The organism is Magnetococcales bacterium, assembly GCA_015231755.1.
Taxonomy (GTDB): Bacteria; Pseudomonadota; Magnetococcia; order Magnetococcales; family Magnetaquicoccaceae; genus Magnetaquiglobus.
On the sequence record JADGAZ010000018.1, the window covers coordinates 69,612 to 83,141 of the forward strand.

The window sequence follows — 13,530 nt, forward strand, 5'->3', positions numbered from 1 at the left end:
AGCAGATTCCGACGTTTTTTGCCTCTCTGCCGATCCGGTTGACGCCCCGACCACCCGGGCAAATCTTGCCGGAAGAGGGGCCCGTGGCGTCCTTCCCCCCCCCCGCCCATCCCCCTTCCCCACACCAAAACCCCCGCCACGCCTGGACTGACACGATGACGCGGTGAATTGGCATAAACTTGGCAACAGACCACTTCGCACCCGATCACCGGCAAAAAGCATCGGGCAACATCCTGACATCCGCCGCCTTGTGCGTGGAGAGACCAAAATGGGTATCAGCATTTCACTGGAAAACCGCCGCAGATTGATGATCGACCCCTCCTTGTTCGCCAAGAAACCCCGCGCCCTGGTGGAGGAGATCGAGGAGTATCGCAAGGAGACCGAGCGGCTCGGCAGAATCTACGATCTGCACCGACAATTGGGCGCGACCCTGGATCTGGACTCGATGATCGAGGCCTTTGCGCTCTGGCTGATCCCGGTGATGCCGCACAATCTGGTGGCCTACCGACGTTTTGGCCGTCGACTGCACTCCGCCTGTTCGTGTCACGGTCCGGATCGGCAACTGTTGCAGGAGATGGCCCAGGAGCTGATGAACCATCCCATCCACGAAAAACACTCCGGTGAACTGCCCACGGTGGGACGATTCTATCACCTGTGGCCGCTGGACCCGGATCACGACGACTGCCTGCTGGTGATCCATCCCTGTCCGGAACTCTCCACGGCGCCGTTCCTGCATCTGGAAGAAGAGGTGCTGGCGGAGTTGCGTGGACCTTTGGAGCGGGCCATGGCCTACGAGGATTTATACGATCAGGCGCGCCGGGACGCCCTCACCGGACTGGTCAACCGTCGGGTCTTCGAGGAGCGCGCCGCCATGGAGATCGCCAATGCCAACCGCCACGGCCAGCCTCTGGCCCTGGCCTGTCTGGATCTGGATCACTTCAAGGCGATCAACGATCGTCTGGGACACGGGGAAGGAGATGTGGTGCTGCAAACGGTCTCCCAGACCTTTACCCGCATCGTGCGGGATTCGGACCTGCTGGCCCGGATCGGGGGGGACGAATTCGCCATGATCCTGCCCAACACCAGCCTGGAAAACGCCAGTCTGCTCATGGAACGGCTCTGCGGAGCGGTGCGCGCCCTGGACATCCGCGCTCCCGACTCCGCGCCTCTGGGGGTCAGCGTGGGACTGGCCCAGTGGCGCTCCAACGCCTCCTTAGCGGAATGGTGGGAAAGCGCCGACGCCGCCCTCTACCGGGCCAAGGCCATGGGACGTTCCCGGGTCTGCCATTGACCCTTTGACAGGTGCCCCCAGGCCATCACGCGGCATGGGGGCCGGTTTCCCGGAAGTGTTGCTGGTTGGTTTCCATCCATCCTACCAAGAATGTCAGATCAAGTATTGACTATTACAAGACACCAGGTGACTATTTGTAGCTGCGGATACGGTTGAGGTTGACCCATTCATCCCAATTATCTTCGTAACCATCGTAATGAATCAGCACTTTATTGTCTCCTGACTCCAGAGCTGAGGCTTTGTACCAAGTGTCTTTCCAATACACTTGAATGGCCACTCGGTCCATGGAGACCCATTCATCCCAGCTGTTTTCATAGCCGGTATAGTGAATCAGTAATTGGGTTCCGGAGACCTGACGGACTTCCGCGTCATACCATTTTCCTTTCCAGCGGACACGGGCATAGTCGCCACCTGTGATTGCCTGTGCCAGACTGGCCGTCATCAGAGCGCATGCAAAAACAAGCAGGACGAGTTGTTTTTTCACGGTGTTTCTCCAAATCAGCGAAGGGTTGATTGGGTTTGTATTCGTCGATGTGAGATCCAGGCAGCCCAATGTCGGAAATGGAATCAAACCATAACGAATTGGAACGCAATGGATCGGTTGATCATGTTGCAAATATTGTATACTGGATCGTGACCAGTCAAGCATCGTGATATCGATTGAAGGTCAAGAGCCGCGCAGGGGGTAAAGCAGGTGCTTTGACATTTGACAGGTCTCTTCGGGTAAATTTTGTCTTGACGGATAAGGCATGCTCTGCTATTGATTTGATTATCAATTGATTCGTTAATGTTGAAAAAATTGCAATTCTTTTTGTTATCGATATAATGAAAGGTTTTTTATGGCTGATTTTCTCATTTTAAGTTGATGCTAAATCCTTCGTGGAAGCATACTCAATTTGATCGTGCTCCGCAAGACAAAACAGAGTTGTCCTCAAGATGTGTGGGGATTGAGACGGATGAATGTCGGTTTGGGACATGATTGGACCGTCAACGAATACTACGCCGCGGCTGCCAAAGTGGTCGGTTATTCGGGAGGTTTCTACCACGATACAACCAAGCCCATCGGCATGAAACAAAAACAGGTCAGTGTCGAGCAGGCGCTCTTGTGGGGATGGAGTGCGAAAACCGCGTTGGAAGAGGGTCTGGCACAGACCTATGCCTATTATTTAAGGGAAAGAGATGGCCAATCCATTTAAGTATCCTTTGGCTACGGCAACCTGGGACAAGGCAGAATACGATGCGATGTATCGGGTCATCGATTCGGGAATGTTCACCATGGGACCCCATGTGCAAGCCTTCCCATGTGCAAGCCTTCCCATGTGCAAGCCTTTGAGCAGGCTTTTGCCGCCTATGTCAACAGTCAATACGCCGTGATGGTTAACTCCGGCTCATCGGCCAATTTGTTGATGATTGCCGCGTTGTTCTATACGAAAGAAAATGCATTGAAGCCCGGAGATGAAGTGATCGTTCCGGCGGTATCGTGGAGTACCACCTACTATCCGCTTCATCAGTATGGTCTGAAGATGCGTTTTGTGGATATCGATCTGCACACCTTGAATTACGATCTTGATCAACTGGCTGCGGCCATCACCCCTGACACCCGATTGATCATGGCGGTCAATTTGTTGGGCAATCCGAATGATTTTGATCAAATACAGGCCATTGTCGGCAGTCGGAACATCCGCATTGTCGAGGACAATTGTGAATCCATGGGAGCGGAACTGAAGGGACGGAAAGCCGGCACCTTTGGTGTCATGGGCAGTTTCAGTTCTTTTTTCTCCCATCATATCTCCACCATGGAAGGCGGATTGATCGTCACCGACAACGAGGAACTCTTTCATATCCTGTTGTCACTGCGGGCGCATGGCTGGACACGCAATCTGCCCAAATTCAATCGGGTCTGTGGAGAAAAAAGCGACGATCCATTCAAGGAGTCGTTTCGATTTGTTCTGCCTGGGTATAATGTCAGACCTTTGGAAATGTCAGGCGCCATTGGCGTGGAACAGGTCAAGAAATTACCCTCCCTCGTGGAAGAACGGCGCAAGAATGGTCGTTTGTTTCAAAGCGCCATGGCGGATCATCCGGAGATCTTGATCCAAAGCGAAACAGGTCAAAGCAGTTGGTTTGGTTTCAGTATGGTCATTCGACCGGAATCGTCATGGACCCGTGTCGATCTGCTTGCCAAACTCAATCATCTAGGCTTTGAGTGCCGTCCGATTGTCGCCGGGAATTTTACCAAGAACGCAGTAATGCAGTATTTGCATGCGGAAATATTTGGCAGTCTGTCCAATGCGGATCATGTAGATCAAAACGGGCTGTTTATCGGCAATCATCACTATTCCATTGCCGATGCCATGAATGAGCTGAAGTCAATATAACCCTTTTTGAGTTGTATTTTGTTCAAACCATGCCCATCATTCAAACCGTACAGGGAACCCGTTTTCCCTCCATGGATGGCGAATCCATCCTGGATGCTTCGATCCGAAACGGCACACCGTTGTTGCACGGCTGTCGCAGTGGTCAGTGCGGCAGTTGCAAATGCCGCGTCATCCAGGGCCAAAGCCAAGCCATGGATGACGAACTGGCTCTTTCCGATGAAGAAAAGAAGTCTGGCTGGATTCTGGGTTGCACCCGGGTTGCCAAGACGGATCTTCTCCTGGAAGCGGAAACTTCCATGGAGTATGCCTTGCCTGAAGCAAAAATTGTGGCGTGTCGCATCCATTCGATTGATAAACTGGCTGCGGATGTGGTTCGGGTTGTCTTGCGTTTGCCACCGGCGGTCAGGTTTGACTATTATCCGGGCCAATATGTGAATCTCATTGCCAAAGAGGGACTACGTCGCAGTTATTCCATGGCCAATGCGACTGCCGAGAATCATCAGTTGGAATTTCACATCCGTGTCGTTCCTGGCGGAGCCATGAGTGAATACTGGGTTTCCCAGGCACAGGTCAATGATTTGTTAAGGCTGGATGGTCCACGGGGTACATTCTTTCTGCGGAATGTCACCGATCAAGATTTGGTATTCATGGCGACCGGAACCGGTATCGCCCCCATCAAGTCCATGCTGGAAGCTTTGCACGGCATGTCCGATGCGGATCAACCCCGCAGTATTTCTGTCTATTGGGGGGGGCGTACCCGTGCGGATCTGTATTGGGATGTAAGCAGCCTTGGTCATTGGTTTCGTTATATCCCGGTGCTTTCTCGGGAGAGTGAGGAGTGGAACGGTGCCCGTGGTCATGTGCAACAGGTGTTGCTCTCCGAAATCTCCGATCTGTCCCGAACGGTCGTTTATGCCTGTGGCTCGATGAGCATGATCCGTGACGCACAAGCGGCCTTGTCAAAGGCTGGTCTGCCGCATCAGAATTTTTTGTCCGATGCATTTGTGAGTTCCGCAGCCCATTGATTCTCTGAATAAAGGAAGTCCAATCATGAAGGTGGTCATTCTGGCGGGTGGACTGGGTACCCGATTAAGCGAAGAAACCTCGCTTCGTCCAAAGCCAATGGTTGAAATTGGCGGGAAACCCATTTTGTGGCACATCATGAAGATGTACTCTCATTACGGCATTTATGATTTTATAATCTGTTGTGGCTACAAGGGGTATATTATCAAGGAGTATTTTGCCAACTATTTTCTCCATATGTCTGATGTCACCTTTGACATGCGCTCAAACCAGATGCATGTTCATCACATGCGTGCTGAACCCTGGACCGTCACCCTGGTTGATACGGGTGACACCTCCATGACCGGTGGCCGATTGCGTCGTGTGGCCGAGTATGTGAAAGACGAAGAGGCATTTTGTTTTACTTATGGTGACGGGGTTGGTGATATCGATATCGGTGAGTTGATTGCCTTTCATCGCAGTCATGGCAAGGCCGCCACCTTGACCGCCACCTATCCGCCCGGACGTTTCGGTGCTTTGGATATTCAAAACAGGCAGGTCAGAAGCTTCAAGGAAAAACCAAAAGGGGATGGGGCCTTAATCAATGGTGGTTTTTTTGTGTTGTCTCCCAAGGTATTGACCTATCTGGAAGATGACAGCACAATTTGGGAGCAGAAACCCTTGATGCAATTGGCCATTGATGGAGAGTTGATGGCTTATCCCCATTACGGTTACTGGCAGCCCATGGATACCCTCCATGACAAGCAGACCCTGGAAAAATTGTGGGCAGGCGGCAATGCTCCCTGGAAGAAGTGGGATTAATCATGCATCTCCTTTTTGACTTTTGGCGTGGCAAACGGGTTTTTCTGACCGGTCATACGGGATTCAAGGGAGGATGGTTGAGTTTATGGTTGCAATCCATGGGCGCAGAAGTCTACGGATTATCACTTGCACCCGCAACCCATCCCAATTTATTTACTGAAGCCTGTATTGCCAAGGGCATGACGAGTCAAATTGGCGATATCAGGGACTATGAAACCGTTCGAGCTGCCATGGCGGCCTTCAGACCCGAAATTGTCTTGCATCTGGCCGCCCAGCCGCTGGTAAGGCTTTCTTATCACGAGCCGGTCGCTACTTATGCAACCAACGTCATGGGGACGGTCCATGTCCTGGAAGCGGCGCGTCATGCCGGCTCCGTGCGTGCCATCGTCAATGTGACGACTGATAAATGTTATGAAAATCGAGAATGGGTCTGGGGTTATCGGGAAGAGGATCCGATGGGTGGATATGATCCCTACAGCAACAGCAAGGGTTGCTCGGAACTGGTAACAGCGGCCTATCGTCGTTCTTTTTTCCAAGATAGTGGGGTTGCGCTGGCATCGGCACGGGCAGGTAATGTGATCGGGGGGGGCGATTGGGCATTGGATCGTCTGGTGCCGGATATTTTACGGGCATTTGAAAAAGATCAGCCTGTCATCATCCGCAATCCTCATGCGATCCGGCCATGGCAGCATGTGCTGGAGCCGTTGTATGGTTATTTGTTGTTGGCCGAGCGACTTTATACGGAAGGGCAGACCTGGGCCGAAGGATGGAATTTTGGACCCCATGACAACGATGCGCGTCCTGTGCAATGGATCGTGGAACGCATGGTGATTGCGTGGGGGGATGGGGCGTCGTGGCAATGGGATGCCGGTCAACATCCCCATGAGGCCAACTATCTGAAATTGGATATTTCCAAGGCCAAAGTGCGTTTGAATTGGCATCCACGCTGGTCCCTTGAAATGGCGCTGCAAAAGATCATTCTCTGGCATCAGGCATGGCTGTCGAAGTCGGACATTCGATCTGTGTGTTTGGAACAGATTCAACAATATGACGCTTCAGCAGGAATTTTTTAAAGGAAGATTATGTTAGATTCTATGGCTATTCAGGAAACCTCCAAGACTCCGGACACGATTCGTCAGGAAATTGCTGAGCTGGTGCAGCAATATGCAGATCTTGTGTATGCGCCCAAGCCGTTTGTTCCCGGCGTGTCTGCGGTACCTGTCTCCGGAAAGGTGATGGGAGCCAAAGAGCTTCAGTATATGGTTGAGGCCAGTTTGGATGGATGGTTGACCACGGGTCGATTCAATGCGGAGTTTGAATCACGATTGGCCCAGTATTTGGGGGTCAAGCATTTGATCACTGTGAATTCCGGCTCCTCTGCCAATCTGGTGGCCTTTTCCACTTTGACCTCTCATCGTCTTGGTGATCGTGCCATTCGGCCTGGAGATGAGGTCATCGGGGTGGCTGCTGGCTTTCCGACTACGGTGAATCCCATCGTTCAGTTTGGGGCCATTCCCGTATTTGTCGATGTGGATTTGGCAACCCATAATATTGATGCCACCCAGATTGAAGCGGCCATTTCTCCAAAGACCAAAGCGATCATGCTGGCGCACTCGTTGGGGAATCCATTCAATCTGGAAGTGGTGGTTGCTCTGTGTCAGAAGTATAAGCTGTGGCTGGTTGAAGATTGTTGTGATGCTCTTGGAGCCACCTACCATGGGAAAATGGTTGGAACCTTCGGTGATATTGCCACGTTGAGTTTTTATCCGGCACATCACATTACCATGGGGGAAGGTGGCGCGGTTTTTACAAACAACACGGAATTGAAAACCATTGCAGAATCGTTCCGGGATTGGGGGCGTGATTGTTACTGTCCTCCAGGCAAGGACAATACCTGCAAGAAACGATTTGCTTGGCAGTTGGGGAATTTGCCGGCAGGCTATGATCACAAGTACACCTACAGCCATCTTGGGTATAATTTGAAAATTTCAGACATGCAGGCAGCCTGCGCGCTTGCTCAACTGGATCGCGTGGATGGCTTCATTGCTGCCCGTAGGGCCAATTTCTTATACTTGAAAGACAAGCTGAAAAGCTGTGAAGAGTTTCTGATGTTGCCGGAAGCCACTCCCCATTCCGATCCTTCCTGGTTTGGCTTTCTTGTCGTCATCAAAGAGTCCGCAGGCGTAAATCGTGTTGATCTTCTCACTTATCTGGATCAGAATAAAATTGGTACCCGTCTTTTGTTTGCGGGCAACCTGACCCGCCAGCCTTACATGATCGGCAGGAATTATCGTGTGAGCGGAGAATTGATCAATACAGATATCATGATGAATCACGCGTTCTGGTTGGGTTTGTATCCCGGTTTAGGAATTGAACATTTGGATTATATGGTATCCAGGATCGAAGAATTTTTCGGTTTAGGATTCTGATGTTCATGAGATCGGCAGGATCGAACAATTGAATATGCTGATGTGTCTGTAAATGAAAAAATATAGAGTGGCGATCATAGGTTCTGGAAATATAGGAACCGACTTGCTAGTGAAAGTGAAGCGATCATCTCTTCTGGATTGTGTTGCCTTTGTGGGGCGAAGCAGGACCTCGCCCGGAATGGCAAAAGCAATGAGTCTTGGGGTTCACTGTTCTGATCGGAGTATTCAATATATTATCGATCATGCTCCGAACATCGATCTTGTTTTTGATGCGACATCGGCAAAGGATCATAAGACACATGCGCCCATTCTGAGGAAACTTGGGATTCGTGTGATTGATTTGACTCCTGCCAAAGTGGGGCCGATGTCTGTACCCGCAGTCAATATTCATGATTGCCTGCCTGAATTGAATATCAATATGGTAACCTGTGGAGGTCAGGCCTCTGCTCCCATTGCTTATGCGATTGGTCGAACCCATAAAGAAGTTGAGTACATTGAAGTCATCTCAAGTATTGCTTCCAAGAGTGCCGGTCCTGCAACCCGATTGAATTTGGATGAGTATGTTTCTACGACTGAAAAATGCATTAAATTATTCTCTGGTGCCAAACGGTCCAAAGCTATATTGAATTTAAATCCTGCTGTCCCCTGTATCAATATGCAAACCACTGTGTTTGCGGTCGTATCGGATCCTGATATCGAAGGTTTGTCTCGCGAGGTTGACGTTCTTGTTGATAAAATCAAGTCTTATGTGCCGGGATATCAGGTTATTGTTAATCCGTTTTTTGAATCAGGACGCATTGTTGTCATGTTGCGTGTGCGTGGCCATGGTGATTTTCTGCCAGAATATGCTGGTAATCTTGATATTATAAACTGCGCTGCCATTGCCATGGCGGAAGAATATGCCAAGCATCGAGATGTGATATGAAAGCGCAGTCACGTAAAGTTCTGATCAGCGATCCCACCTTGCGTGACGGCAATCATGCCGTTTTACATCAATTGAATATTCACCAAGTAGCTTCTTATTGTCGCGCTGCGGATGCTGCTGGGGTACCCGTGGTGGAAGTTGGGCATGGCAATGGGTTGGGTGCCTCTTCATTGCAGGTTGGATTGGCCGCCGTTGATGACAAAACCATGTTGACGGTTGCCCGTGAGAATCTGATCAGATCGAAACTTGGCGTGCATGTGATTCCAGGATTTGCAACCATTGAACGTGATATCAAACCGGCGATAGATTATGGTGTTGATGTTTTTCGCATCGCCTCTCACTGCACCGAGGCGGATATAACAGAAAGACATATTGGATATTGTCGATCTGAGGGTAAAACTGTTTTTGGTGTGCTGATGATGAGCCATATGGCTGATCGTGATTTATTGGCAGAAGAAGCACGAAAGATGCAGACCTATGGCGCCGAGGGTGTTATTCTTATGGATTCGTCTGGGAATTATCTGCCAGCCGATGTGACCGAAAAGGTGACGTGTCTACTTGAAAATCTTGAAATACCGGTTGGGTTTCATGCACACAACAATCTGGGTATGGGGATAGCCAATTCTATTGCAGCAGTTCAGGCAGGTGCGGATATTATTGATGGGTGTGCAAGAGGTTTTGGTGCCGGAGCTGGCAATGCTCAACTTGAAGTCATGGTCGCAGTGTTGGATCGAATGGGGTATGAAACAGGAATCGATCTTTATAAGATTCTGGATGCTGGAGATTTGGCTGAAAGAGAATTGATGAAAGTGATCCCTACGATTAGTTCCTTAAGCGTCATCAGTGGCTTGTCCGGCGTCTTCTCTGGTTTTCTTAAGCCAGTTAATCGCATTGCTCATGAATTCAATGTTGATCCAAGGGATGTGTTCTTTGAATTAGGAAAAAGAAAAGTTGTTGCAGGACAAGAGGATATTATCATCGAAGTTGCGCAGCAGCTCAAAGGTTAGTTGATATGTTTAAGCAGAAGTTCTTTATCCAGGAAGACTTGGCAAGAATTTATCCCATTTTGTCTCGTCAAATTGAGCCATTGTTTGAACACACCCTGTTGGTTACGGGAGGTGTCGGCTTTATGGGCAGTTGGGTATGTGAACTTGTGAATTATTTGAATGAATATGAGAATGCCAAGATCAAGCTTTGTATTGTTGATCGTGATAAAGATTTTTTTGTTCAAAGACTGCCACACTTGGCAGAAAATCGGTCAATTGAGTGGATTGGTTGTGATGTTCGCAGTTTGACTGAAATACCCAGTCATGTGAATTATATAATACATGCTGCCGCAACTCCGGATCATCGTTTTCATGCTTCCAGTCCTATTGAAACAATGACCACGATTGCCGATGGCACAGCATGTATCTTACGTGCGGCAAACAGAGTTTCCAATTTAATCAAATTTGTAAATGTCAGTGCCAGTGCCATTTACGCATCTAATCCCCAGGTTGAACGAATTTCTGAAACATCACCCGGTTTGCCTTTAAGTACAAAGTCCGCCTCTGCCTATGCAGAAGCAAAAAGATATGCGGAGGTGTTGTGTGCATCGGCCCGTAGTGAGGCGCGCATGCCAATTATTACGGTTCGTCCTTTTACATTCTGTGGTGCGTATCAACATCTTGATTCTCCTTGGGTGATTAATAATTTTATCAATGATGCATTGAATCATAGACCGATCCGTATTCTGGGTGATGGTAAGAGTGTCAGAAGTCTTATGTACGGTGCAGATTTGGCGTACTGGCTGTTGGTGGTGATGTTGCATGGGAACAGTGGTCAGGTTTTTAACATCGGCAACGATCAAGGAGAGTCGGTTGCTGATTTGGCCAAGCGTGTTGCAGGCTGTTTCTTTCCAACTCCGAATATACTGACCAATACAGCACTGACCGGTGTCATTAATAATTCTCGTCTTGTTCCGGATGTGACAGCGTCCAGAAAATATTTTGGGCTGGATATTTATACGGATACCATGTTGGCAATTTCCAGAAGTATTGATTGGTATCAAGCGAGTTTAGTATCAGGATGGAAGATGATTTGACATCGATTTGTTGAATTCTTGCTAAATTATTTTATTTATAATCCTGTACGTGATCTTATTTATTGGGTGTACAATAATGTTATCAAACAAGAGAAAATGTATTGCAATTCTGGGTGCGACCAGTCAGATCGCCAAGGATTGTATTCTATCTTTCTCGCAGAATAAAGAATATAATTTGATCTTGTATGCAAGAAATATTGAAACAGTGAAGAGTTGGCAAGAAAGAGTTGGTCTGGATAGGATGTATCCGGTTTTTGATTATTCAAAGTATGGTGAAGATGCGCATGATGTTGTCATAAATTTTATTGGAGTGGGTGATCCGGCCCGTGTGGTAACCATGGGGGCAACGATTTTTGATGTCACTTATCAGTATGATCAGCTTGTGTTGCAGCATCTTGAGTCCAATCCAGAGCGGCGTTATATCTTCTTGTCGAGCGGTGCTGTGTACGGAAGTACCTTTGATCAGCCGGTAAGCAGCGAAACAAAAGCTGAAATTTGTATCAATCAATTTTTGTCACATGAATATTATTCGGTTGCCAAGTTGTATGCGGAGTGCAGGCATCGCGCTTTGTCCCAATATTCTATTATTGATCTGAGAGTTTTTAATTATTTCAGTCGAACACAAGATATGCAGGCAAGATTTTTTATTACTGATATGTTGCGAGCAATCAAAGAGAAGCGGTTATTTGAAACCTCGCACTATAATATAGTGCGAGATTATTTGCATCCAACTGATTTTTATCGCATGATTGTGTCAATTCTGCGTTCTCCACCCAAGAATACATCGTATGATTGTTATACGCAGGCTCCATCTGAAAAGAAATTGATCCTGGATCGTATGTGTGAGAGCTTTGGATTGCAATATATAATCAACAGTTCTCAAACTTTGTTGAATCCAACAGGACTGAAGACAAATTATTATTCTCTGAATAGAAAAGCATCAGAGACAGGATATGTTCCTTTGTATTCGTCAATTGAAACGGTCTTGATTGAGAGTAAGAGCCTGTTGTCAAATTGATCAGGAAGGAATATTTGTTTAATCTGGATTGGCAAGGGAGTTGTTCTCCCGGAATTTTCTTTCTGATAGGTTTGGTTTAAGTAAATATTTATGTATAACATGATGATTTTGGCTATAGGAAGATCGGTCCATATTTTATTGACCTTTCTGACAATCAAAATTGCCACGACATTTCTGTTGCCATCAGAGATGGCTAAGGTTTATTTGATCTCTTCAGTAGTGGCTTTCTTTTCCAGTGTATTTGTTAGTCCTGTTGGTTTGTTTATTAACAGAAAAATCAATATCTGGAATTCGGATGCACGCATTAGGCAGTATTTTAATTTATTTTTCGTTTATTTGTTGCTGTGTTCTGTTTTTTCAGCGTTGATGTCAAATGTGGCAATTTCCATCCAATTAATTAATATTCATACAGACAAATTAATCGGTTTAGTGATAATATTGCTATCTTTTGTTGCGCTCAATTTTAACTCAACCTGTATTCCGAGTCTTAATATTATTGGATTTCAGGTGCCTTTTTTGGTTCTTTCAGTATTAACATCGCTTTCAAGTCTTGTGTTGGCTATAACTTTTACAAATCTTAATCATGCAAAAACTTCTGAAGTTTGGATGTCTGGGATCATTTGTGGTCAATTGCTTATTGGAATAATCGGACTGAAAATTTTGTATGGAAAAATTCCACAAAAGGTACAGAGGACTGTTTCAGTAGCATTGACTTTTGAACATTATAAGAATCTGTTTCACTTTGCTTGGCCTGTCAGTCTGGGAGCGTTTCTGAGTTGGTTGCAAACCCAAAGCTATCGATTTATTTCCGAATCAGCAATTGGTTTGCATGATTTGGGAATTTTTGCCGCAGGGTATGCTATCGGTTCAGGCATTATGGCCGGTATTGAATCTATTTTGACTTCTTATTTTCAGCCGAAATTGTATAAAGATATCGGGGTGACGCAATCAGAACATCAGGTGAGCGCATTCTCCCAGTATATTAATGCCTTACTACCAACCTATTTTCTGGTTGGATTTACTCTTTCATCAATGGCACCGGAACTGAGTGTTTTGTTTCTGGGGCCTATGTATCGCGAATCAGCCAATTTCCTTTTGTTTGGTATTTTTGCAGAAGTTTGTCGTGTTACAGCTTCTGTATTTGCGATGGGCGCGCATATTAGAATGAAGACCAGACCTTTGTTGATTCCAACGATTGCTGGAACCGTGACTTTGCTGATATTGTTAACCTATTTGACGCCTTTGTTGAAATCTCATGGCATTGGGTATGCGTTGGTCATTGCTGGTATTGTATCAATGGTATCTACCTATCTCGTAATTCGGCACGCAATTTTAATGAGGATTTCTTATTCTTTATTGTTTTTTTCGGTTCTTTATGGTCTTTTAATTGTTATTCTTCAATATCTATGGTATGATTTTTTTCAGATAAATGATTATAAAAATATTTATCTTACGATTGGATTTTCGTTAATTTTGTATTTTCCTATTCAATTTTTAATTCTTAAGTCGCACATAAGTAACTAAATTGGGCATCCTCAGAAAGTCCAACACATTGAAACTGTACATGAAATCGTATTTATGA

12 protein-coding genes and 1 pseudogene are annotated in these 13,530 nt (G+C 47.0%); 12 read left to right on the forward strand and 1 reads right to left on the reverse strand.

Going from position 1 to position 13,530, the window contains the following annotated elements:
• Nucleotides 1-268: 268 nt before the first annotated feature.
• Nucleotides 269-1,291, forward strand: a complete 1,023-nt coding sequence (locus tag HQL98_12575) for a GGDEF domain-containing protein (GenBank protein MBF0272883.1) — start codon at nt 269-271, stop codon at nt 1,289-1,291.
• A gap of 130 nt (nt 1,292-1,421) precedes the next feature.
• On the opposite strand, the gene HQL98_12580 is transcribed toward HQL98_12575, so the two are convergent.
• Nucleotides 1,422-1,775: an RNA-binding protein gene (locus tag HQL98_12580; GenBank protein MBF0272884.1), complete on the reverse strand. Its 354-nt coding sequence runs from the start codon at nt 1,773-1,775 to the stop codon at nt 1,422-1,424.
• Nucleotides 1,776-2,247: 472 nt separating this feature from the next.
• Here HQL98_12580 and HQL98_12585 point away from each other — a divergent pair, with 472 nt between their 5' ends.
• The 11 genes and pseudogenes from HQL98_12585 to HQL98_12635 all read left to right on the forward strand — a co-directional run bounded on the left by HQL98_12585 (nt 2,248) and on the right by HQL98_12635 (nt 13,472).
• Complete coding sequence (locus HQL98_12585; protein MBF0272885.1) at nt 2,248-2,487, forward strand: NAD-dependent epimerase; 240 nt, start codon at nt 2,248-2,250, stop codon at nt 2,485-2,487.
• Nucleotides 2,471-3,669: pseudogene (locus HQL98_12590) on the forward strand (DegT/DnrJ/EryC1/StrS family aminotransferase). Before HQL98_12585 ends, HQL98_12590 begins: the two are co-directional and overlap by 17 nt.
• 29 nt (nt 3,670-3,698) lie before the next feature.
• Nucleotides 3,699-4,694: a 2Fe-2S iron-sulfur cluster binding domain-containing protein gene (locus HQL98_12595; protein ID MBF0272886.1), complete on the forward strand. Its 996-nt coding sequence runs from the start codon at nt 3,699-3,701 to the stop codon at nt 4,692-4,694.
• Between the two features lie 25 nt (nt 4,695-4,719).
• Nucleotides 4,720-5,493 (forward strand): glucose-1-phosphate cytidylyltransferase, encoded by a 774-nt coding sequence (gene rfbF / locus HQL98_12600; protein MBF0272887.1) that lies wholly within the window; start codon nt 4,720-4,722, stop codon nt 5,491-5,493.
• Nucleotides 5,494-5,495: 2 nt separating this feature from the next.
• On the forward strand, nt 5,496-6,566 hold the full coding sequence (gene rfbG, locus HQL98_12605) for a CDP-glucose 4,6-dehydratase (GenBank protein MBF0272888.1): 1,071 nt from the start codon (nt 5,496-5,498) through the stop codon (nt 6,564-6,566).
• Nucleotides 6,567-6,587: 21 nt separating this feature from the next.
• Nucleotides 6,588-7,922: a lipopolysaccharide biosynthesis protein RfbH gene (gene rfbH, locus HQL98_12610; protein MBF0272889.1), complete on the forward strand. Its 1,335-nt coding sequence runs from the start codon at nt 6,588-6,590 to the stop codon at nt 7,920-7,922.
• A 52-nt stretch (nt 7,923-7,974) separates the two neighbouring features.
• Nucleotides 7,975-8,847, forward strand: a complete 873-nt coding sequence (locus tag HQL98_12615; protein ID MBF0272890.1) for an acetaldehyde dehydrogenase (acetylating) — start codon at nt 7,975-7,977, stop codon at nt 8,845-8,847.
• Nucleotides 8,844-9,854, forward strand: coding sequence for a 4-hydroxy-2-oxovalerate aldolase (dmpG, locus tag HQL98_12620; protein ID MBF0272891.1), 1,011 nt, complete (start codon nt 8,844-8,846; stop codon nt 9,852-9,854). Before HQL98_12615 ends, dmpG begins: the two co-directional genes overlap by 4 nt.
• A gap of 5 nt (nt 9,855-9,859) precedes the next feature.
• Entirely contained in the window at nt 9,860-10,930 is a 1,071-nt protein-coding gene (locus tag HQL98_12625; GenBank protein ID MBF0272892.1) for an NAD-dependent epimerase/dehydratase family protein, read from the forward strand.
• Between the two features lie 76 nt (nt 10,931-11,006).
• Complete coding sequence (locus HQL98_12630) at nt 11,007-11,948, forward strand: NAD-dependent epimerase/dehydratase family protein (GenBank protein ID MBF0272893.1); 942 nt, start codon at nt 11,007-11,009, stop codon at nt 11,946-11,948.
• A 90-nt stretch (nt 11,949-12,038) separates the two neighbouring features.
• Nucleotides 12,039-13,472: a hypothetical protein gene (locus tag HQL98_12635; GenBank protein MBF0272894.1), complete on the forward strand. Its 1,434-nt coding sequence runs from the start codon at nt 12,039-12,041 to the stop codon at nt 13,470-13,472.
• Nucleotides 13,473-13,530: the final 58 nt, after the last annotated feature.